Source organism: Pseudalkalibacillus sp. SCS-8 (assembly GCF_040126055.1).
Classification (GTDB): Bacteria; Bacillota; Bacilli; order Bacillales; family Fictibacillaceae; genus Pseudalkalibacillus; species Pseudalkalibacillus nanhaiensis.
The window spans coordinates 960987-983306 of record NZ_CP143541.1; the positions used below are offsets into that span (position 1 = coordinate 960987).

25 protein-coding genes are annotated in these 22320 nt (G+C 42.6%); 19 read left to right on the forward strand and 6 right to left on the reverse strand.

What is annotated here, in order from left to right; translation table 11 throughout:
• Positions 1-104: 104 nt before the first annotated feature.
• A complete protein-coding gene (locus V1497_RS04880; RefSeq protein WP_349409850.1) occupies positions 105-1358 on the reverse strand; it encodes an MFS transporter in 1254 nt (417 codons plus the stop codon).
• 204 nt (positions 1359-1562) lie between these two features.
• Positions 1563-2210: a TetR/AcrR family transcriptional regulator C-terminal domain-containing protein gene (locus V1497_RS04885; RefSeq protein ID WP_349409851.1), complete on the reverse strand. Its 648-nt coding sequence runs from the start codon at positions 2208-2210 to the stop codon at positions 1563-1565.
• A gap of 152 nt (positions 2211-2362) precedes the next feature.
• Between V1497_RS04885 and V1497_RS04890 the strand changes: the two genes are divergently transcribed.
• Both V1497_RS04890 and V1497_RS04895 read left to right on the forward strand, forming a co-directional pair.
• On the forward strand, positions 2363-2995 hold the full coding sequence (locus V1497_RS04890; RefSeq protein ID WP_349409852.1) for a DUF2269 family protein: 633 nt from the start codon (positions 2363-2365) through the stop codon (positions 2993-2995).
• On the forward strand, positions 2992-3141 hold the full coding sequence (locus tag V1497_RS04895; RefSeq protein ID WP_349409853.1) for a hypothetical protein: 150 nt from the start codon (positions 2992-2994) through the stop codon (positions 3139-3141). The genes V1497_RS04890 and V1497_RS04895 overlap by 4 nt, the downstream gene beginning before the upstream one ends.
• A 172-nt stretch (positions 3142-3313) precedes the next feature.
• Here the strand turns inward: V1497_RS04895 and V1497_RS04900 are convergent, their stop codons facing one another.
• Positions 3314-3919, reverse strand: a complete 606-nt coding sequence (locus V1497_RS04900; RefSeq protein WP_349410750.1) for a spore coat protein — start codon at positions 3917-3919, stop codon at positions 3314-3316.
• Positions 3920-4301: 382 nt separating this feature from the next.
• Between V1497_RS04900 and V1497_RS04905 the strand changes: the two genes are divergently transcribed.
• Positions 4302-6353: a catalase gene (locus V1497_RS04905; RefSeq protein ID WP_349409854.1), complete on the forward strand. Its 2052-nt coding sequence runs from the start codon at positions 4302-4304 to the stop codon at positions 6351-6353.
• 40 nt (positions 6354-6393) lie between these two features.
• Here the strand turns inward: V1497_RS04905 and V1497_RS04910 are convergent, their stop codons facing one another.
• Complete coding sequence (locus tag V1497_RS04910; RefSeq protein WP_349409855.1) at positions 6394-7128, reverse strand: hypothetical protein; 735 nt, start codon at positions 7126-7128, stop codon at positions 6394-6396.
• A gap of 151 nt (positions 7129-7279) precedes the next feature.
• Here V1497_RS04910 and V1497_RS04915 point away from each other — a divergent pair, with 151 nt between their 5' ends.
• The 9 genes from V1497_RS04915 (at position 7280) to V1497_RS04955 (ending at position 14981) form a co-directional block, all read left to right on the forward strand.
• Complete coding sequence (locus V1497_RS04915; protein ID WP_349409856.1) at positions 7280-8245, forward strand: nucleoside hydrolase; 966 nt, start codon at positions 7280-7282, stop codon at positions 8243-8245.
• 145 nt (positions 8246-8390) lie between these two features.
• Complete coding sequence (locus V1497_RS04920) at positions 8391-9125, forward strand: 5'-methylthioadenosine/adenosylhomocysteine nucleosidase (RefSeq protein ID WP_349409857.1); 735 nt, start codon at positions 8391-8393, stop codon at positions 9123-9125.
• 163 nt (positions 9126-9288) lie between these two features.
• The gene (locus V1497_RS04925) at positions 9289-9702 is read left to right on the forward strand and encodes a VOC family protein (protein WP_349409858.1); all 414 of its coding nucleotides are present in this window, start codon (positions 9289-9291) and stop codon (positions 9700-9702) included.
• A 339-nt stretch (positions 9703-10041) separates the two neighbouring features.
• The gene (locus tag V1497_RS04930; RefSeq protein WP_349409859.1) at positions 10042-10701 is read left to right on the forward strand and encodes a DJ-1/PfpI family protein; all 660 of its coding nucleotides are present in this window, start codon (positions 10042-10044) and stop codon (positions 10699-10701) included.
• 180 nt (positions 10702-10881) lie between these two features.
• Complete coding sequence (locus V1497_RS04935; protein WP_349409860.1) at positions 10882-11496, forward strand: HD domain-containing protein; 615 nt, start codon at positions 10882-10884, stop codon at positions 11494-11496.
• A complete protein-coding gene (locus V1497_RS04940; RefSeq protein WP_349409861.1) occupies positions 11493-12140 on the forward strand; it encodes an SMI1/KNR4 family protein in 648 nt (215 codons plus the stop codon). Before V1497_RS04935 ends, V1497_RS04940 begins: the two co-directional genes overlap by 4 nt.
• 114 nt (positions 12141-12254) lie before the next feature.
• Positions 12255-13121 carry a GNAT family N-acetyltransferase gene (locus tag V1497_RS04945; protein WP_349409862.1) on the forward strand — a complete coding sequence of 289 codons (867 nt, stop codon included), beginning with the start codon at positions 12255-12257 and terminating at the stop codon, positions 13119-13121.
• Positions 13122-13153: 32 nt separating this feature from the next.
• Positions 13154-13933: a class I SAM-dependent methyltransferase gene (locus tag V1497_RS04950; RefSeq protein WP_349409863.1), complete on the forward strand. Its 780-nt coding sequence runs from the start codon at positions 13154-13156 to the stop codon at positions 13931-13933.
• A 52-nt stretch (positions 13934-13985) separates the two neighbouring features.
• Positions 13986-14981: an aminoglycoside phosphotransferase family protein gene (locus V1497_RS04955; protein WP_349409864.1), complete on the forward strand. Its 996-nt coding sequence runs from the start codon at positions 13986-13988 to the stop codon at positions 14979-14981.
• A gap of 13 nt (positions 14982-14994) precedes the next feature.
• On the opposite strand, the gene V1497_RS04960 is transcribed toward V1497_RS04955, so the two are convergent.
• A complete protein-coding gene (locus V1497_RS04960; protein ID WP_349409865.1) occupies positions 14995-15411 on the reverse strand; it encodes a DUF1284 domain-containing protein in 417 nt (138 codons plus the stop codon).
• 136 nt (positions 15412-15547) lie between these two features.
• On the opposite strand from V1497_RS04960, the gene V1497_RS04965 reads away from it, so the two are divergent.
• The 6 genes from V1497_RS04965 to V1497_RS04990 all read left to right on the forward strand — a co-directional run bounded on the left by V1497_RS04965 (position 15548) and on the right by V1497_RS04990 (position 21191).
• Entirely contained in the window at positions 15548-16354 is an 807-nt protein-coding gene (locus V1497_RS04965) for an inositol monophosphatase family protein (protein WP_349409866.1), read from the forward strand.
• Positions 16355-16591: 237 nt separating this feature from the next.
• Positions 16592-17158 carry a sigma-70 family RNA polymerase sigma factor gene (locus V1497_RS04970; protein WP_349409867.1) on the forward strand — a complete coding sequence of 189 codons (567 nt, stop codon included), beginning with the start codon at positions 16592-16594 and terminating at the stop codon, positions 17156-17158.
• Positions 17151-17909 (forward strand): hypothetical protein, encoded by a 759-nt coding sequence (locus V1497_RS04975; protein WP_349409868.1) that lies wholly within the window; start codon positions 17151-17153, stop codon positions 17907-17909. The genes V1497_RS04970 and V1497_RS04975 overlap by 8 nt, the downstream gene beginning before the upstream one ends.
• Positions 17910-18797 (forward strand): ABC transporter ATP-binding protein, encoded by an 888-nt coding sequence (locus V1497_RS04980; RefSeq protein ID WP_349409869.1) that lies wholly within the window; start codon positions 17910-17912, stop codon positions 18795-18797.
• Positions 18794-20044, forward strand: a complete 1251-nt coding sequence (locus V1497_RS04985; protein WP_349409870.1) for a hypothetical protein — start codon at positions 18794-18796, stop codon at positions 20042-20044. The genes V1497_RS04980 and V1497_RS04985 overlap by 4 nt, the downstream gene beginning before the upstream one ends.
• Before the next feature lie 13 nt (positions 20045-20057).
• Positions 20058-21191, forward strand: a complete 1134-nt coding sequence (locus V1497_RS04990) for a hypothetical protein (RefSeq protein WP_349409871.1) — start codon at positions 20058-20060, stop codon at positions 21189-21191.
• 28 nt (positions 21192-21219) lie between these two features.
• On the opposite strand, the gene V1497_RS04995 is transcribed toward V1497_RS04990, so the two are convergent.
• Positions 21220-21705 carry a GNAT family N-acetyltransferase gene (locus V1497_RS04995; protein ID WP_349409872.1) on the reverse strand — a complete coding sequence of 162 codons (486 nt, stop codon included), beginning with the start codon at positions 21703-21705 and terminating at the stop codon, positions 21220-21222.
• A 174-nt stretch (positions 21706-21879) separates the two neighbouring features.
• Between V1497_RS04995 and V1497_RS05000 the strand changes: the two genes are divergently transcribed.
• Complete coding sequence (locus V1497_RS05000; protein ID WP_349409873.1) at positions 21880-22320, forward strand: nuclear transport factor 2 family protein; 441 nt, start codon at positions 21880-21882, stop codon at positions 22318-22320.

Below are 22320 nucleotides of genomic sequence, written 5' to 3' on the forward strand. Positions count from 1 at the left end.
CTAGAGCCTGATAATACTAAGGATATAGAGCGCTTTGGAGCACCTGGTTGGAAAGTACTAGTTATGGGGATTTGAAATTTTGGGACTGTAGTCAGTAGAAATGTTCAACCTACTTGTTTCAGTTCTGACAAAGCCTTCCTCTCATCCAACCGGGGTGTAATGAAAAAGTAGATGGACGTTCCAATCAGCCCTATGAACGTAATGATTATGGTCATAACAAGTGAAGGAAGGACGGCTCCGACTGTAACCGTGACCGATGCTACCAGCATGGCGAGGTTGTATTGCAAACCACTGAATGCCATGTAGGAGCTTCTCGCATCATCAGGAGGAATAGCGGCCATATAAGACTGCTCGACTGGCACACGTAGTACTTCCCCGACTGTCAAAATCGCCATCATGAAAAACAAGAGGACCAGGTTATTGGAGTAGGCAATGACGCCATAACCCATTGTAAAGAAGAAGCAGCTCCAAACCAGGATCGACCTATCCTTGAATGCGTTGGTGAACCTCGTTGCGAATAGCATCAAAATGGCGACAATGACCGTATTCTCACTACGGAGGAATCCCATTGCCTGGACACCGTCGATCTCCCACAACAAAAAGTGCTGAATCGGCATTTCATGACTCAATCGGATCCCGATATAATTCGTCAATTGGAATTCCATTGATAAAATGAGCACGCCTGCAATGGTAAACAAGACAAACAGGCGGTCTTGGAGAACAACTTTATACGTAGAGAAAAGCTGTAAGACATGCCCGGAAGCTGTTAGCTCTGAATTGACAGGTGCATAGCTCTCATCGATGAAAAAGATGACAAGTGTTACGACAATTGCTGCAGCAATACTCAATGCCACAAAGAGCTCAAAAAGATAGTCCTGAAATAAAAATGCACCAATGATTCCACCAATCGCAATCGACAGGTTGTTCGCCCAATACGTGATGGAATACATCAGCTTTCGTTCGGGTGGACGACTTACGTCGATCAACATAGCCTGATTGGCAGGGCCTGCTAATCCCCAACAAATACTGTTCACCGTCATCATTGCAAACGTAATGCCAGGTGACTGGAACCATGGGGAGTTGCAGATCATCATTGTGATAAATGCAAGGAACCGAAGTGCCTCCGCAATCAACATGATCTTTTTTCGTCCAAATTGATCGGCAAAGTAACCTCCTACGAAATTGATCGCTATTCCGACAAACACGTTGACCAACAAAAGTAATCCGGCTACCTTCGCACCGAAATGGACAGCTAAATAAATGGACATGAATGGGAAGATCATGCTTCCTATGAACTTGCTGATGAAAGATTCGATAATCCGAACCTTGATATTTTTGTGAAAGTCTCTGAATCTCACCGTATCCCTTCTCTCTTAAGTGATACGTTTAGTGTACGTTTTTCAGCGACTTTACGAATCCTGTCATGGTATCAACATTCATACAACTTTGGACGTACGTCATTTTCCCGAAGTGTCAGGCACTTTCCAGGAACCGTTGATACGTAAGGATTGAATAGTGGTGTCAGACACTCCGAAAGGACCCTTGCCGCACAAGGGTTCTTTTTAGGTGTCTGACACTTCTCTCCGTTTTGCCTTTAATCCTTCCAAGAATACATCCAGACCAAATTGGAATTGTACTTCAGTATTTTCTTTTCCTACGCTTCTGTTTACGTCCATGAAGAGTGAATATCTCTCTATGTCTATTGAAGAGAAAGGATTCTCATCCTCTTCAAGGTGATTTGAGACGCGAATCTCATCTTGGACGAACGACAAGATGAAGTTATTGTACAAGGACGCGATGTAAGGCACGCTTTGTTTTGGAAATCCTGCTGCAAGCAGCTGCTGGTAGACGTGTTCAATCAACCGGATTCTTTGAGGTGTAAGTGGCACGGTATCTTCCATGATTTCAGCAGAATCACGAATGGAATGAAGTACCTTCCGATATTGCACTGCAATCTGCTTCAACTGTTCATCCCAAGAACCTGATGAAGGGAGGTCGACCTCGGATGTAATCTTCTCCGCAATGAGTTGTAAAAGATCGGATTTGTTTTTCACATGCCAATAAAGGGAGGCAGCTTTCACACCTAAAGCATCTGCCAGCTTTCGCATCGACAAACCGTGTATACCATCCTTTTGTAATAAGTTAATCGCTGATCGGACAATCTGATCCTTATTTAGTTGGACTTTTTTTTCATTGGTTGATTTTGTCACAAAGTTCACTCCCTTACTTGACAATTATACCATTTTCACAATAAACTAACAGTGTTAGTTAAAAATCTAACAGTGTTAGTTTAGTTGCAGAGGAGGTGAAACCAGCAAGCTGTTTGTGAGCCTTAGGTAAACTTAAGGAAAGGAACGGTACGATGTTAGTTGTATTGAATTTGCTTGCTTTACCTCTAGGGTTTTTGCTCATTCTTTACGTTATGATGAAACTGGGCAATCGGAAAAAGAAAAAGTTCAAGCCTAAGCAAAAAAACAATTGGCTCATCGCCCACATTCTTTCCATCATCGTGTATTTCAGTGGACTGCTTGGCACATTACTGATGGCGTTGACGACCAATTTTACGGAACAACGTGAAATGATTTATGCAGCCCATCTGTTCATTCAATACTTTGACTGGTTCTTAATTATTCCAGGAGGAGTTGCTGCATTCATTACAGGTGTTTGGTTATCGGTTCGTACACACTGGGGAGTCACCAGATACTACTGGATCATTGCGAAGTGGGTAGGGACAATCGGTGCAATTTTCTTCGGAGCAAACTTTATGAGGGTTTGGCTTCACGACAATTTTTCAGAGATTTTTTCAAGTCCCACTCATCCCTTAGAAAATGCTTTTTATCTTTCAAACAGACTCTGGATTTACTTCGGCTTGGGCCTCAGCTTTACCATCTTAATCTTTCTCGTTATCATTTCTTACTTGAAGCCATGGGGAAAAAGAGTATCAACACAACAGCAGCCCACTGAAAAAATATCGCAAAAGGAGAGGGTTCAATGAAGGTCTGGTCGTTCATTGCGTTTGTCCTTTTAGGTTTCAGCTTCGGTCTATACATCGACAACCCATTCCCAGGGATCTTAGGAGGAATAGGAATTGGTCTCCTCTCCGTCATCACCCTGAAATACATTGACCAACAAAAAACGTGAAGTGTCAGGCACTTTCCAGGAAACGTTGATACGTAAGGATTGAATAGTGGTGTCAGACACTCCGAAAGGACCCTTGCGGCACAAGGGTTCTTTTTGAGTGCCTGACACTTCCACCACTCCCAACAAAAGAAAGGGTGGCCCACACAGTGGTGGGCCACCCTTCTCTTAGGCGTTAATGTCTGAAGAGATTCGGTTGTTGGGCAGGTGCGAAGCTTTGCAGCATTTGGGACATGTCCTGTTGCGCTAGCTGTGGAACCTGATAGTAATGACGCTTGTTTTGATAAAGGAAGATTTCATACGCCATTTCAATGAAGTTCGGAACACTGTCAGCTATAACTCGGCGCAACACTGGGTTTGTCATTTCCAATGCGGTCATAGCAAGCAATGAGCCTGTTGATTTGATTAGACCGAGCATATAGCCGGAAACTCCTTGGTCGTTCACTTGGTTGGCTGATGTGAACGGCTTCTTCGGTTGACCAGGTGTTAACCCGTAAACCGTATGGTTGTTCTGCTGCATTTTATACACTCGAGTTGAGTGCGAAGGCTTTTCTCCGGTCGAAAAAGCTTCAACAGCTGTGTTGTAAAGATCGGTGATGAACGCATGCTGGCGATACAAAATCGTACGCAGCTCCTGATCCTTGATGTACTGGTCGAAGATCAAGTACTGATCCAATACGCTGATAAAAGAGGCCAACACCTCATGGCTATCGAACATCTCATGTCCACCATGGTTCATATTCGGTGGTGTTGGGGCTGGATTCGGCTGGAATCCAGGCATCGCATTTCCTTGTGGTGGCTGAGCTCCAGCTGGAGGTGCTCCGAACTGATTCATCTTCGGTTGCGCGTTCATTCCTTGTGGTTGCTGCATGCCTTGAGGTTGTTGCATTCCCTGTGGCTGTTGATTACCGTGACCATTTGGATTCATTGGGTTGTTCATATCATATCCTCCTATACAATTCTTGCTACGTAGTTAGTGTTTCTATTGCGTAGGAAATCATGTATCCTTCTCAAATTCGAAAAACGATCCATAAAAAGCCTTCCGTTGGTACGATTTTCCTAATTACCTATCGTTTGTTTTTCTAAATCAAAGTTAGGGAATCCCTTCAGTATGTAATGGTGATTACATAATCGGAAAAGAAGCATGAAGGAGGATTACCTAAATGAGCAAAGACGACCGTAAGGATTTCCAAAACAAGAAAGATGAACAGCTTGAACAGAATCGAGTGGATGACAGTGATAAAAAAATGACGACCAATCAAGGCGTCAAGGTATCTGAGGACGAGTTCTCCTTAAAGGCTGGCGAACGAGGACCTACCTTAATGGAGGATTTTCATTTTCGTGAAAAAATGACCCACTTCGACCATGAACGTATTCCTGAGCGGATCGTCCATGCGCGTGGGTTTTCGGCGCACGGAGAATTTGAAGTGTATGAATCAATGAAAGAATATACGAAAGCTCATTTCCTCTCAGATCCGTCTGTCAAAACCCCGGTCTTCGTCCGTTTCTCGACGGTTGCTGGATCGAAGGGTTCCTTCGATACGGCTCGTGATGTACGTGGATTTGCGACTAAATTTTATACACAAGAAGGGAACTTCGACCTCGTCGGCAACAACATTCCCGTCTTCTTCATTCAAGACGCAATGAAGTTTCCAGATCTCGTTCATGCGGTAAAACCTGAACCCCACAATGGAATGCCACAGGCTGCATCTGCCCATGACACGTTCTGGGATTTTATCGCCAATAACCAGGAATCCGCACATATGATTATGTGGGCGATGTCAGACCGTGCCATCCCTCGGAGCTTCAGAATGATGGAAGGGTTCGGTGTTCACACATTCCGTTTTGTTAATGAAGAAGGGAAAGCGCATTTCATCAAATTCCATTGGAAGCCGGTACTTGGTACTCATGGACTTGTTTGGGATGAAGCGCAAAAGATTTCTGGGAAAAACCCGGACTTTCATCGTGCTGATTTGTATGAAACCATTGAAAACGGAGACTACCCAGAGTACGAGTTGGGTGTGCAAATCATTGCAGAAGAGGATGAGTTCAACTACGATTTCGATATCCTCGATCCAACAAAGCTTTGGCCGGAAGAAGAAGTACCAGTGAAAATCATCGGAAAAATGACCCTCAACCGAAACGTCGATAATGTTTTCGCTGAGAATGAACAGGTCGCGTTCCACCCGGGTCACGTTGTCCCAGGAATCGATTTTTCGAATGATCCGTTATTGCAAGGCCGCTTGTTCTCGTATACCGATACCCAGCTATCCCGACTTGGCGGGCCGAACTTCCACGAGCTTCCCGTCAACAAGCCAGTCTGCCCGTTCCATAATAATCAAAGGGATGGGATCAGCCGCCATACAATCAACACCGGTCAGGTGAGCTATCATAAAAACTCGCTTGCTGACAACACGCCATCTCCAGCTAGTGAGGAAGAGGGCGGATACAAACACTACCAGGAGAAAGTGGAAGGACGTAAGATCCGTGCGCGAAGCGAAAGCTTCAAGGATCATTTCTCCCAGGCCACCCTTTTCTGGAACAGCATGAGCGACCATGAAAAGGAGCATATCAAAAAAGCATTCAGCTTCGAGCTTGGAAAAGTGGAAAGCAAATCTGTCCAGCAACAGGTGGTCGACATGATTGCAAATATCAGCAGTGAGCTGGCTTCAGAAGTAGCGGAGAACATCGGGGTGAACCGACCGGAAGGCGGAGGATCAAATTACACCAAGTCTTCTCCAGCACTTAGCATGGCGAACAGGACCCATTCGGTAAGATCCCGTAAAATCGGCGTCATCGTCGGGGATGAATTCAATGGGCAAGACCTCACACATATCCTCTCTGAATTAAAAGCAGAAGGGGCAATGCCAGAGATTATCAGCAGCAAACTGGGTACTCTTCAAGGGACAAACGACCATGAGCTCGAAGTGGACCACACGTTCCTGACCTGTGACTCCGTCCTATTCGATGCGATTTATGCAGTAGGTGGAAAAAAGGTCGACTCAGCTTTTGAGCAGCATGCGCAGCAATTCATCCAGGAAGCCTTCATACATTTCAAGCCGATCGGTGCTACACATGAAGGGAAGAAATGGATTGAAGGTATGAAAGAGCACGACGGAGTGATTCTAGAGGATGACGCCAACGTCTTCACAGACAAATTCCTTGAATCAGTCGCAGCACACCGCCACTGGAATCGCCAGCTTGTTCACGCATAAAAATAAGAAGGTTGGACCAACCGAATGGTCCAACCTTTTTTTATGGCTTAGCCGCTTTAATCAGTTTTTCGTGTGTTTTCAAAGCCTCAATCGAGGTCAATCCTTCAAATGCATCTTTTGGGATCGTATAGGTGTAGTAGAAGTACATTTTTTCTGTTTCAAGTGTGAAGTTCGCTCTCAAATCCTTATGCGGGATATCCTCATCATTAAGAAATTGAATCATCGACTGCATCTTAAGAAGAATTTTCTCACGGTCAACCTCATCCTCCGTCAGCCTTCCAGATAATTTGAAGCTAGGGCTTACCGGTAGATCTGTAAGCTCCGGAAACCCGTCTTTGAAATCAAATTTCTCATTACGGAGCGCTTTATGATTGAAGAAGGCATGTACATCGACTTTACCGTTCAATTCAGGATAATCGCTTAATCGTTTTTTTATTTCCGGTTTATATTTGTTTTCATACAAAGCATCAAAAAAATAATCGGTATATGTATCTTCGTACTTATTTACTTCAAAAGTATAGGATGACTTATTAAGTGGATATGCTGAAATATCTGTGCCTACAAAAGTTCTAACATCAACCTCCACCTTAAAGTGCAGGTTATATTTTTCTTCAAGTAACTCCCTAACTTCCTTCTTCGTGCTTCTCTCTTCCAGTATCTCATTACCTGACGCTAAGAAACTCAACGAATAGAATCCAAGAAAGGGTAGTGCTGTTAATAAGACAGCTATCGCTGCAAGAACACCAATTATGGTGAGCCAAAATTTCTTAGTCATTTCCATCTCCTTTATTTGACCTCAATTCCAGATTATAGCATAAAAGCGGTGTTTATGGTTTTACAAGTAGTAGAGGTTATTGCAAGTACAACATTGTAATAAAATGGAAAGTAGAATGTGAGTGCGGCATTAAAAGGGGATGGGTGGTCTTATGAAAAATGTATTGATTCTTGGAGATCCCGGAATTGATGATTCACTAGCCTTACTCTATGCCATATTACATCCCGATATCAACTTGGTAGGCGTTGTGGCTTGTTATGGAAACATCAATAAAGAACAAGCCGTCAAGAATGTAAGGTATCTGCTAGAAATGGGCAATGAAAAACAGGTCCCTGTCATTCGAGGTGCAGAAGGCCCATTGGATGGAAATTTTACAGTCTTTTATCCCGAAATCCATGGACCTGAAGGATTAGGACCTATCCAACCAGGAATCCACACTTCCACAGATTTCAATTCCTTCAATGAGATTTTTGAAATCGTCAATCAACTGGAGGATGACCTCATTGTCGTCAATTTAGGCAGAGGGACTACTTTGTCTGTGGCGTTGATCTGTGAACCGGATATTATGAAAAAAGTCTCTGCTTTTTATTTGATGGGCGGCGCGTTCTTGGTTCCTGGTAACGTTTCACCGGTAGCTGAAGCGAATATTCATGGAGATCCGATTGCTGCTCAAAATATCCTAACGAAAGCAGAGAATACATATTTGTATCCACTCAATGTGACGAACGCGGCATACGTGACCGATGAAACGGCTAAACGCATTAAAAGATACGGGAAAAATGCTTATAAAGATCTTATCCCGAAAATCATCCACTATTATATCCGTGCCTATAAAAAAATGCACCCGTGGATTCCAGGCGCACCCATGCATGACGTCCTTACGCTTGCTGCTCTAACGAATCCGGATCTGTGCCAGTATGTAACAAAGACAGTAGATGTTCAAATCCATGGACCTGCGAAAGGACATACGATCGCTGATTTCAGAAACCCTCCAGACGAGCAAAATGGAAACCCGATCAATATTGCCCTGCAACTGAATTACAATCTTTTCTACCAGGATTTTTTAACAACCATGACACGTCCTTTGGTAAAGAAAAATCATTCACCTTTAAACTGAAACATAGATTATGACTTTCACGGCTCATCCTCTTCGTTTATCTGTAAAAAACGACGATAAGTATACAAAAATGATTGTACATTTAGTACATTTCACCTCCTTTTTCATACACTTTCATATGGACTTGAAAAAGGGGATGGACTGTTTGGCGATTGGGATAATGAGTGCTTTAGTTGAAGAAATTTCATACCTATTGGAAAAAATAGAGATTAGGCGAAAAGAAACCTTTGCTGAGAAGAGCTTTTATATCGGCACGATTGCAAAGGAAGAGGTGATCCTTTGTCACTCCGGAGTGGGGAAAGTGAATGCGGCGATGACCACCCAGATTCTTATCGATCATTTTCATGTGAGATCTATTATGTTAACCGGGACATCCGGTCTATTGGACACGAACTTGAAAACAGGGGATATTGTCGTTTCAAAGGACACTGTTGAACATGACGTGAACTTTACCCATCTGGGAGATAAACTGGGAGAAATCCCTGGAATGAGCGTATACGTATATGAAGCAAATCCTTTACTGAAGAAAATAGCCCTTCAAGCTGGCAAGGGGATGAAAGGGATCAAGGTGGTAGAAGGCCGGATCTTATCCGGAGATCAATTCATTGCCAGTGAAGATGCCAAACTTAATTTGCGCGAAAGGTTTCAAGGAACTGCAGTAGAGGCTGAAGGAGCTGCCGTCGGGCATGTGTGTTACTTAAATAAGGTTCCTTTTGTTATCATCAGAGTGATTTCGGATGAAGCGGATGACACAGCACCTACTGATTTTCGAGCTCATCTTGAAGTCGTCGCCGTCCATTCGCAATTACTTATTTTAAGGATCCTGAAAGGAATTGCAGCACTTAAATCAAAAAAACGAATCAATAACCAATCTCATTAAATTGAGATTGTTTTTTATTAAAGAGGTTTTTCTATAACAGCAAGAGAATGAAAATAGGGAGAGAAGTTTTTTATATTAATAGGAACATTTGTTCTTGTTATTGTTCAGATCTTGTATTATGATAAAAAAGAAATGTTTACTTAAATCGAGGAGAGTGAATGGAATGAAACATCAAGCAACACCTTATTTAACATTTGATGGTCATGCAAGAGACGCCCTTGAGTATTACAAAAACATTTTTGATGGCGAAGTTCTGAATGTACAAACGTTTGGTGAGGCTGACTTCCCGACGCCACCTGAAGCGGATGAACGCATCATGCACGCACAGTTCAAGAAAGGTGAGCTGTTCTTGATGATGTCTGATACGTTTCCAGGACAAGATGTCGAAAGAGGAAGCAACATTTCTTTAGCACTTGATATGGAAAGTGAAGAACAAACTCAATCGCTTTATGATAAATTGAGCGAAAAGGGAACGGTTCTGATGGAATTGCAGGATACGTTCTGGGGTGCGAAATATGGAAAAGTAAAAGATGCATTCGGTGTCACATGGGATTTAAACTTTCAAAAGAATAAATAACTACGATTAAACAGCGATTCCTCGAATGGGGGATCGCGCTTTTAATGAACAGAATTTTTCCCATTTAAAAAGGAGGAGTCTCCCGGCTACCACCCCGGGAGACTGGCAAAATACATGAAAGGCTTCGCATGACTGCAACATTCACCACTAACAAAAATGTTGCATATATACAACTTATCTTAATTTCTTGTTATCGTCAACGATCAACTCTTCTTATCCTGTGAGCTTTTCAGTTCGGCCACGAGTACATGAATTAATCAGCATCCATCTTTTTTATTGAAAGGGATTTCTGTAAATATCCAGAATATGTATGGGAGTGACGTATTCAGGAGGGAAACGATGAATCAAATCCATGTAGGCATTTTACTATTTGATGATGTGGACGCATTGGACTTTGCGGGCCCATATGAGGTGTTCAATTTATCGACGCATTGCCTTGAAGATGTTCAAAAGCTATTTACGAATCGATTGGAAGAAAAGGACAAGCCGTTCCGGGTCAATACGGTTTCGGAGAAGGGGAGCATGATAACCGTACACAATGGCCTTAAAGTCCAACCGGATTACAGCTTCGAAAACGCACCGGAATTCGATCTGATCGTAGTGCCAGGAGGGCCAGCAAGTGCGATAACGAGCGTCATGTCGAACCGATCAATTATTGAATGGATTGCGAGTTACGGGGCAAAGGATAAACATGTCATTTCCGTCTGTACCGGAGCACTTTTTCTTGCTGAAGCAGGTCTATTGAATGGGCAGAGAGCGACGACAAACAGAGCGGCAATAACAATGATGCAAGCAACATATCCATCAGTAACCGTGGTCGAAGACGTGAAATTCGTTGATGAAGGAAGAGTCGTCACAGCTGCAGGAGTCTCCGCCGGTATAAACATGGCTCTACATGTTGTAGGAAAGATGTTCGACGAAGGGATGGCAAAGCGTACGGCAGAAACGATTGAGTTTTCAACAGAAACGACCAGCGCCCATAATGCTTCGTTGAAATAAGACGGGAAAACGTCCTAGTGATCTAGGGCGTTTTTAATTTTACCACTGGCGTTTTAATTATATATTTTAAGAGAAGAGCTATTTAATTGTAATAGAAGGGATCTTTTCTTTTCTTTCTCTTTAGAAGGATCAATGCTAAAGTAAAAATGGACATTATTTAATAGAATTAGGTGGGTTAAGATGGAAGAACAAATATCGAAAATCATGAAAGTAATCGGATTAGCTGAAAGATTGAAATATGAAATGCGCCACAGCTGGCTTTCTAATGGAAGACAAGAAAGTGTAGCGGAACATACTTGGAGGATGTCCTTAATGGCCATTCTCGTTCACCCCTATCTCGATGCCAAGGTAGATTTGGAGAAGTTGTTAAAAATGATCGTGATCCATGATTTAATTGAAGCAGAAGCAGGGGATGTTCCTGCTTTTGAAGCGATGAATGATCCGGATGTCAAAAAGCTCAAAGAGGAAAAAGAGTATGCAGCCATTGTAAACTTGAAAAAGAACCTCCCTGAAGAATTGGGAAAAGATATCTTTGATCTTTGGATGGAATTTGAAGAAAAAGCTACATATGTAGCGAAAGTGGCGAATGCTCTAGATAAGCTCGAAGTCCAAATCCAGCACAATGAAGCTGATCTTTCAACGTGGTTAGATGTTGAAAAAGAGATGACTTTCAAAATGGGGAAACATGTTGAATTCGATTCGTTTTTGACAAAACTAAAGGATCGGATTGAACAAGTAGGAGAAGAGAAAATGGTTGCTGCAGGGGTGGCGTTCGAAAAGGAGTGTACGAAATGAGCAAATTTGAAGAGCTGACAACTAAATGGGAGAATCTAATAGATGAATTGGAGGAGGCGGAACTAGAGGTCGAGGTGATTGAGTCTGAGGGGCCTGCTAGTCCAGAAGAAATTCTTGAAGCAGAAAAGAAGCTGAATATGAAACTTCCTCCTTCTTATAAAGACTTCATTCTGAATGTATCCAAGCGGCTCCATTTTGCCTGGTATTTACCAGAGGAAGACATGGAATTGGTCCCGGAAGAACTTGGCGAAATCTATCAGGGGGAAATACATATCGATTTTGATGTGCTGGAAGATCTGACTCATTTTGCCGACGATTGGTATGAGGATGGCGTAGATCACGGTGTTCATTGGAGAAACAAGATTGCATTCGCCCATGCTTCGAACGGAGATCTCTATACATTTGATGGATCCAATGAAAGAGAAGAGAAACCTGTTTATTATTTGGAGCATGAAGGGGAAGATGCACAATTCCTGGCTGAATCGTTTATTGACTACCTTGAGAGAATCACTGAGTTATTCGTTGTAGGGACTGAGCTCTGGCATTTTGAAGCATTCCTTGACGAAACAGGGATCAACACAAAATCCGCCAATGCGGAAAAGTGGAAAAAATGGTTCACGACCTATATCGAAGAGAATTCATAACGCCTTTTATCAAGGCGTTTTTCTTTTGGATTATAAAAAGCAAAAGGAATTATATATCACGTTTACGAACTATGTAGAGTGACAAAAATTTCTAAACGATCAGGAGACATCTAGATGAATACCACCAATCAATCAGAACTACAGCACGTACAACTCTTTGAAAGTGATATCCCGGGCTTGATAGCTTTATCTGAATCTGTCGGATGGGATTATGCAGAAGAGGAAATCAGGACTGTTTTATATTCGGGACAAATTTTCGGACACAAAAATGAAGAGGGTGCTATCGTTTCAAGTGCTGCTATTCTTCCATATGAAGGACAGCTTGCTTCTATTGGCATGGTGATCGTCCATGAATCCTATCGAGGGTTAGGGCTTGGTAGAAAAGCGACCGAGGCATGCATGCAATCTCTACCTGAAGGAACAACCTCCATGCTGATTGCGACACATGAAGGCATTCCATTATATCGTAAGATGGGCTTTAAAGAAGTAGACCATGTTCATAAGTTCATCTGTAACCGGTTCGTGTCCAAACCCTTGGATTTAGAGGGTTTCCAAATAAGAGCATTCAGAGATGAGGACATTAATCAAATTATCCTCTTGGACGTGCATGCATTTGGTCACTCAAGAGAAACGTTCCTGAAAAGACGAATTCAACAATCAAAAGACTGCCTGGTTGTCATCGATCGAGAAGAGAGCGTTATAGGATTCGGTCTCTCGATACCCGGTCCAGTCAATCTCATTCTCGGTCCGATTGTTGCCCCAGATTCTCATCTAGCGGCTTGTCTCATCCACCAGTTAGCTGCGAATCACGATGGAAAACTAAGAATTGATGTCCCTTCTGGGCAGGAGCCATTCATGAACACAATCTGGAAATGGGGCTTTGAAGAAGTGAAGCAGCCCCCTGTCATGATTCATAATGGAGACCTAATGCCTCCTAGAAATGGAACATTATTCGGAATCGCTGCCCAAATTTTCGGGTGATGTCAAGAAGCGATCTTACAAGGAGAGGTCTTATGAAAGAATACACCGTAATAACCAATCTAGAAACCTATGATGACCCAGTATTATATGACAAAGAAAATGACGGCTACGAAGAAGACATAACGTTCCTAGCCAAACGGGCTGCCAGAGCGAAAGGACCGATTGTTGACTTAGCATGCGGGACAGGCAGAGTGACGATTCCTTTAGCGAAGCATGGACATCGATTAATTGGAGTCGATCTACATAATGGCATGCTAGCTGAAGCAGAGAGAAAATCCTCCGCATCAAAGCTGGACATTGAATGGCTTGAACAGGATTGTTGTGAGCTTGACTTGAACATCAAAAGTCCACTTATCTACATGGTGGGGAATTCGTTTCAACATTTTCTGACGAATGAAGCGCAGGATGCGTTTTTGCAGTCCGTTCAAAAACACCTGACAGCAGAAGGGATCTTCATTTTCGGTACACGTTATCCGAGCGAAGAAGAATTATCGGATACAAGTGAAGAATTTTGGCGCAGCTACGAGGACCCTGAAGATGGACTGCGGGTGGACATGTTTAACACGTGTACATATCATCCATTGGAACAAATCCAATACAACACGACCATTCGTAGAAAAAAAGACGATGCCGGTACGATCATTGATGAACGTCGTGCTGATATCCAGCTTAGATTTGTATACCCGAAAGAAATGGAACGTCTTCTTCATTACAATGGTTACGAAATCGTGAATTCTTATGGGGACTGGCAGGAAAATCCACTTACCAATCGAAGCAGTCAAATGATCTATGTGTGCAGGAAGACGAAATAATTCTCACCAAAATCGTCTCGTTTTTACATGAAGATTAAAAAGGAGAGATTCGATGACGACGAAAATCCTGTTTTCAACGAATAAGCTTGGTGCCATTTCGAATGAACAGTTGCAATGGATGCTCGATCGCTTCAACCTGGGTAAGTTGATTTCCTCTGCCAAAACGAGGGAAGGGGTGATGAGTCAGACGATGTTCGTCACCTCTACAGAAGGACAGTTTGTATTAAAAGGAAACCCGCTCTATCCGGGGCAGCTGCAAGAGGAGAAATATTTCGTCGACAATCTCAATCAAAACCCTTCCATACATGTGCCCCATCCTTATCAGATTGATGAACAAGAGGACATTTTCGGATGGAGCTATGCGTTAATGCCATGTTTGAGTGGCGAGCATTTGCAACCAGATTGGCCGAAGCAGGACAAGTTGATGGTTGCCGAAGCTCTTGCAGAGACGTTAAAGGAAATGCACAGCTGGAAGGTCGAGCAATTTGGTGAGCTTGAACCTTCTGATTTTCAAATAAAATCATTTGAAGGGTCCTACAAGAAGTGGCTTTATGATCGTATCCGTTACTGGTTGAACGATGCGAAGAAATATTCCGTCATCACCCGAGAGGATTTCGACTGGGTTGAGCAAGTGCTTAGAAGTGCAGAAGAATCCTTCCAAGAACTATCGACACCAGCATTTGTGATGGGCGATTTCAAACCAGCGAATGTCCTCCTCCAAAAAGGAAGTAAGGGCTGGACTGTTAGTGGTGTATTCGACTTTACAAATGCGTACTTCGGAGATCCAGTGGCAGATTTGGTGAAGATGTTGACGATTTATATTGATCAGAACCAACTTGAAATCGCAGAACGTTTTCTCTCCGTCTATCTAGAAACACCAGAGGACAAGGAAGCATACGTCAACCGGATCTGCGTCCATATGCTTCAACAACGAATCCTCGATTGGGGATGCTTCAAAGCGATCGGTCAAGTAACGTGGGACGATGACCTGCCGTTTTCAAAGTGGGCAGCTCCATATATCCAAGCGGCAACCGAGCTGACAAAGTAAAATGGATACAAAATCATTTAAGTTCTCTCAAGCCCTGTCCGTCCAGAATCTCTTGAACGCCTTCTTCACAAACGCCATATAGGCGCCAGGAACAATCTTTACACATTACTTGAATATCGGAGGGCACGACAGATTTTCGGATACGAGACTCGATGTCCTCCCAATACAGAATTTGTCCGACCTTAAGCCCCAATTTTTCTAACATAACAGCATCTCTCTCATAAATATGTTGGTCCTTGCAGTGGTAATCACCTGAGTTTGGATACTTTTCGCACAGCTGGTCAGGCCCTTTGACAAGATGAATGAAAGTCTTTGGGTTGTTTTTCAAATCCTGATGCAATCGTGTCATATTTTCAATATATTCCTTTGAATAGCCCATTCCGCGATAACCCAATAGGCAAAAAATATGATGACCCCGTAGTCTATACATAATTTCCCCCTGTTTTAAAAATAAGATGTTAACCGATACATGAGATAAAGTTGACGTATCGGTTCATTATAACATTCTATTAGTAGATGACAATTCGATTGACAATAAAGAACTTTAAATACAAAAGGAGCCAACCATGGAGAAAACATTATCAAAAGCTACTCGATTAGCGGAAACGGTTATTCGTGAAGCAGGCAGCATTGCAAAAGAGAACTTTGATCGTATTCTTGAATTTAATTTTAAAGACGAAAACGGTGATATCGTTACGGAAATCGATATCAAAATCGAAAAGTTCATCACGGAGAGAATCGCCGAATCTTTTCCGGATCATACCATCCAAGGCGAAGAATCAGGTAGTAACGGAGTGGATAGTGACTGGATCTGGCAAATCGATCCTCTGGACGGTACGAATAATTTTGTGATCGGTCTCCCGATTTTCTCAAGTTCAATCACACTCATTTACAAACACGAACCGGTACTTGGGGTGATTTATGAACCGATGGTGGATCGACTTTATCTCACTATAAAAAACGAGGGTTCATTTTGTAATGGGAAGAAAATGCATCTAAAAGAGAGTAACAACAAGAATTTAAACATTGGTTGGATCCAAGGTCATCATGTGAAAAATGAACAGGCAGCTGTTAGCTTGAGACAGCATATCGATCTCAATTGTAAGCGGATGATGAGGCTTTGGGCACCAACACTTCATTGGACAATGCTAGCCAAAGGCGAAATTGATGGGATCGTTTTATACAATTCTGTAGGAGAAGATCTATATTCAGGATTACTAATGGTGAAAGAAGCAGGCTATCTGGTAACTGATTTTGAAGGAAATGAATTCACAGGAATGTCGGATGAACCTTATTTAATCGCATGCCATCCAAACAATAAAGAGACGTTTCTGTCCCTCGTTCATGAAGGACTCAAATCATATGCAAGGTAAGAGCTCCATAAATGATAGAATAAAAGCTTACCTGAAGAAGTAAGGAAAATCGATACATTACAGGGATCTTAAATGCAAAGGGAACTTCTAAATGAGAAGTTCCTTTGTTTTTGTCCTAAAACTCTCATTATCAGTTAACATAGTCCTTATAAAAAAATTTTCGAAATCTCTAAAACTATTTTGCTCTTTGTTACGAATATACGTATAGCCGAGGAAATAGACAGCTGGGGAACGGATGTGATCGCGAACGATATGGATCAAGATTTGAAATGGATAAAAGCGATTAAGAAAAAGTCGGATAAGCGAGCAGCAGATAAGCTCATCCAGAAGTATTACCGCGAGATGTTCGCCTTCGTCTATAAACAGACGTTGGATCAAGAGCTCTCAAAGGACCTTACACAAGAAATCTTCATCAGTATGCTGCGCACGATTCACGGTTTTGATGGACGAGCTTCCTTCAGAACCTGGCTCTACAAGGTGGCGAATTCAAGGATCATCGATTTTTACAGGTCGAAGCACTATAAGCAGAACAAACAGACCGAAACGATTGAGGAGAAAGTCATCCATGATCCGGTTGAATTTACGGCTGACGTCGAGACGAAGGAAGAAGCAGCACAAATCCTCTCGGTCCTTGCTCAATTCGATTATGACGCCCAGACGATTGTCCGATTGAAGATTTACGGAGAGTATACGTTCCCAGAGATTGCAGCAAGTGTAAGCTTGACGGAATCGACAGTCAAGACGAAATATTATGCGACGATCCGCAAGCTTAAGAAACGGTTGAAGGAGGATGGACATGGATAAACAACGTTTTGAAATCCCCTATCCAGATGAGAAAGAAATGCAAATGGAAATCAGCATGATCCTAGAGAAAGGCTTGGATCCGAAAACGTCATTCGGTACCTACTTGATGAACATGTACCGAAATATCGGTCTCCGCCACCTGTTTCATGACTGGACAGAAATCCTTTATACGTTGGTGATTGCACTGTTCCTATTAGGTGCTATGGGTATTGGAGTGATGGAGTGGGTCCCTGCTGACCAACTGAACATCTATACGTTCATTTTCATCGGATCTCCTTTGACCTATTTTACATTCGCCTATCTATTCTTCCTTAACCAAAAGCAAAAGGCGACGTATGAGGTTGAGATGACGTGTAAATACAATCTTCACCAGCTGGCTGCTTTCCGGATGCTCGTGTTCAGTCTGTTCAGTCTGATGGTGAACGGTGTCATCATCCTCCTGATCGCAGCCCAAAAGGAAATCAATGTCCTATATGCATTCTTGATATCAAGCTCAGCATTGTTCCTTTTTGCCATGGCATTCTTGTATGTCCAGCTCCACATGAAGTCTCGCCAGGCGAAATGGACGGTCGCTTGCGTTTGGGTAGTCGGGAATGTCACGGCTGCTTTCTACAGCAAGGATGTGTACCAGCTCCTTCTCCAGCACATCCCGTTCTATCTATACGGGATCATTACAGTGGGAGCGGCGATCCTGTATATACGTTCCTTGAAAGGTCTATTGTTCTCGACACGAATGAAAGGGTTGATTTAGATGCTCGTCATGAATCAAGTAAGTAAACAATTCGGCAGCTTCACAGCTTTGAAAGACATTACACTCGAGTTTGAAAATGGCATTTACGGGCTGTTAGCACCGAACGGGGCAGGGAAGACGACGATGATCAAAATGCTCGTCACCCTTATTTTCCCGACGAAAGGTGAAATCCTCTACAACGGTACAGAGGTGACAAAGCTCGATGAAGATTATCGGAACGTGCTCGGATACCTTCCACAGGAGTTCGGCTATTACAAGAATTACTCCCCGGAAAAATATTTGATGTACCTCGCCGCGTTGAAAGGGATTGAAAAACAGACTGCAAAGGGAAAAATCCAAGAGCTGTTGAAGCTGGTCGGATTAGAGGATGTCACGCGCAAGAAGATGAAGAAGTTTTCAGGCGGGATGATCCAACGGGTCGGAATCGCCCAGGCGATGTTGAATGACCCGAAGATCCTCATTCTCGATGAACCGACAGCAGGGCTTGACCCGAAGGAACGGGCCCGCTTCAGGAAGCTGTTGACGGAACTCGCACAGGACCGGATCATCATCCTTTCCACCCATATCGTGTCAGACGTCGAGTCGATTGCAAATGAAATCATCATGATCAAAGACAAGCAACTTTTATATAAAGATACGATTTCAAACATCTGTGGAATTTTAGACGGTAAAATCTTTGAAACAGAGGTACCGATGGCGGAGGCTGATGCCTTTAGAGAAAGGTATCAATCGATTTCGGAACGACAAGATAGTGGAAAAATGACGATTCGTTTTATAGCCAAGGATGAAACGCCAGAACCTGAGTGGAGGGAAGTAAGACCGAACCTTGAGGACGTATTTCTACATATCTATGAGGATGATTCGACGTTAGCAGGTAGTATGGCATGATCATCAAGCAGGAACTCTTAAAGATTATTAGAATGCCGATTATTTGGGGCCTCATCGTATTCTTTCTCGGGCTTAATATCTTGATTACGATGAATAATACCGATTTTAAAGAGGATATGGCCGTATTGAGTAATCTAGTAGATGATTATGGTCATGAAATCAATGAAGAGACACTTGTTAAAATAGAAAACGACTATGAAAAAGTGGTCGCCTCTGTTAATGGACTTGCAGAAGATAAGAATAAAACGTATGACCATCCTTCGGAATTGCTCGAGGACTATAAGGTGCAAAATCCATTAACGGAAGAAGAAATGCGGAAGCTTTGGAATCATCATTACTTCGAAGTGTACTACCGGACCTCCAAGGATATCGATGGAATCTATGAAAATATCAATCTGGCGGGAATCGCGGATACTGTCATTCGAATGTATGGAATGGAAGCCGGAGCCGCGGAAACCGTGCGTACGCAATTTCAGAAGCTAGATGAGCGCCTTGATGAATTGATGGACAACGGCGAGCATAAGCATCTGTTCTTCAACAATATGTTGTACGAAATGCATGAGCTTTTATTTGAGAAGCTCGGTCGTGCTTTTCTATTTGAACTGATGATTTTAGTTGTGCTCATTACGGCCGCTGTTACGAACTATGAATTCGAAAACCGGACGGCATCGATCAGCTACACGACGATAAGTGGGCGAAACCTTGTCCTTAAGAAGCTAGGTGCATCTGCAATCGCTACATCAGCCGTTACCCTGGTCGTTGTTGGAGGAACATTCACTGCTTACTTTCTGACTTATGATTATACTGGGCTTTGGAATGTGCCGATCAGTGCTTATTTCAACGCAGAGACACCGTTGCCGTATATTTCATGGTGGAACTTGACCTTTTTGGAATACATGGGATTCTTTGTACTCTTCATCCTGATCTCACAGTATCTGTTCATGGGTCTGTCGTACATTTTGTCCATCTATTTGAAAAATACCTATCTCGTATTCTTCGCTTTTTTGATCTTAGTCGGAAGCGGAATCTTACTACCAGGAAAGGTTCCATTGACTACGGATCTTGTATTTTACCTTCATTACAATCCATTCACGCTGATCCTGAATCCGCATGAATGGCTGATGGGCAATGGACCATTTACAATCTACAAACATTATGAGGCCGTCACGTTCGGTATATGGGCGGTATTGCTTGCACTAATCAGTATCACAAGCATCCACTACTTCAAACGGCAGCAGTTGCACTAGAAAGGAGAAACCCATGAGAATCATTCTTTACGAGCTGAGAAAGCTGTTGAACTGGAAATTGATCGGCTTTCTCGTCCTGTTGAGTTTTCTGTTCTACCATATGTTCTTAAGCACTGGGTTTGAATATTTTCCCAATGGGCGCCCAAGTGGCGATCATTTTAAGGTATCAAAACAAATGATTGCTGAGTATGGCCCGGAAATGGACAAAAAGGAATTTGAAGATTTCAAAGTAACGTATCAGGAGGAAGTAGAAAAAGCAGGCGAATACTTGAAATCGCATGAGGGTTTTTCAGAAGCAGGAATCGCCACATATGAGGAATTTAGGAGTTTTGATCGCTCTTCAAACCCAGAAGTTAACGAATTACTTGGTAAAGTCATGTTTGAAGAAGGGGTTGATATCTTCTGGGAGCTGCAGGCTAGGGAAGGGATCATCGATTTCTATGCACACAACGATGAAAGAATCTTTATCAGTGATAACATACAAGATGAGGAATGGAAAAAGGAATATGTGAAAAATCCATCCAGACATGCCATCCTACCTAACTTTGTAGTCGAGAATTTCTCGAATCTGATCACAATGGTCGCGATCCTCATCGTGTTGAGTGTGATGATTATCGTCGGACGGGTCCATATCATCGACCGTAAAAATAATGCCATAACTCTTCAGTATACAACGAAAGAAGGGCGAAACTTATTCAAAAAGAAAATGGCAGCGTCCATGGTGATGGCGACTATCATTACGACAGTTTATTTATTTGTTTTCTTTCTCATGTATGCACAAAACGAAACGAGTGAATTCTTCGCATCCAGCTTGTATGCATTTGAAACAAACTATTTCTGGATTGATATGACGTTTCTACAATACATCATCATTTCTGTAATCGGGGTATATTTGCTGAGTCTTGTTGCAGCAGCTATCGCGACCTTAATTTCAAGAATCGCAGTCAACTATATTTCGTTGATAGGAGCGCATATTCCAATTGCTGTTCTTCTGATTTTGTTAATGACGCAATATTTGATCACACGTATATTCAGTCACCAATATCCTGTACTTTTAACAATCTCTACGTATGTCGCCTTACTCGTGTTAGCTGGGTCCATCCTTTTCTTCAGATGGAAAAAGGAACAGAAAGTCGATATCGTGTAAAAGCAAAAAAGCTCGCTTTGGCGAGCTTTTATACATTCAGTACCATTCTGGTCGTTTTTAAGATGTGACCATCAAAGTCATCATCGAATTCAGAGACGACCTCAAATCCTTTCGCATCGTAGAAGTTCTTTCCGACAAGGTTTTCTTTTTCCACATTGATGAAGATGGCTTTTACACCAAGTGATTTTTCAATGCCCTTCTCTAACAGCATTGTCCCGATACCTTTACCTTGGGCTTCCGGATAGAGATAGATCGCTGCAAGTTCCACTTTCCCTTCTTCACGTACTGGCGAGAAATTAGCGAAACCGACGATTTTGTCGTCTTCCACGGCAACAATGATCAAGGAATGCTCCAAGCGCTTCTGCATCATCTCATCATTATAAGCGGCTTTCAAAAAGTTTTCCTGAATCTCAAAAGGTATGATTCCGTCATACGTGTGATGCCAGCTCGTCTTTGCTACATGCTGGACTTGCGCGATATCTTCCATCTGCATTTCTCTAATTATTAGCGACATCCTCCATCCTCCTTATTTCCAATGATTTCAAATAGTTTACCATACGAAAAAGAAATGTGAAGCCTATTACGGAAAATTCGTTCTCACAATTGTCACTTTTTTCCGATTTATGGTGGCAGGAACTTCTGGAATCAGAAAGGAAGTTGTTACCAGAATCAGAAAGGAGTGTGGCTTATGGATAAGAAGCATCTAATCGAACGGTGGTTTAACGAGGTTTTTACGAAAGGTGACAAAGACGCGCTCAAAGAAATAACGGCACCTGATTTTGTCAGCCACGTGCCTGGTCATGATTTCAAAGGACATGAAGAATACATAAGGGACTTCATGGATTGGTACCGAAACGTGTTCACTGATGATGTGTGGACGATTAATGATTATTTTGAGAATGGAGAGAAGGCCGCCGTCCGATATACTGGTGAAATGAATTACCAGGGAGGTTGGTTCAACGTTCCATCACAAAATCAAAGAGTAAAAGAAACCGGTATGATGATCGTCCGTTTTCAAGAAGGACTCATCCAGGAAATGTGGTGTGAAATGAGCGACCTCCACCTTTTGGATCAGTTACAACCGTTGTCTGAAGTAGATTTTGATGTGAAATCAAAAATAAGGAGCTAA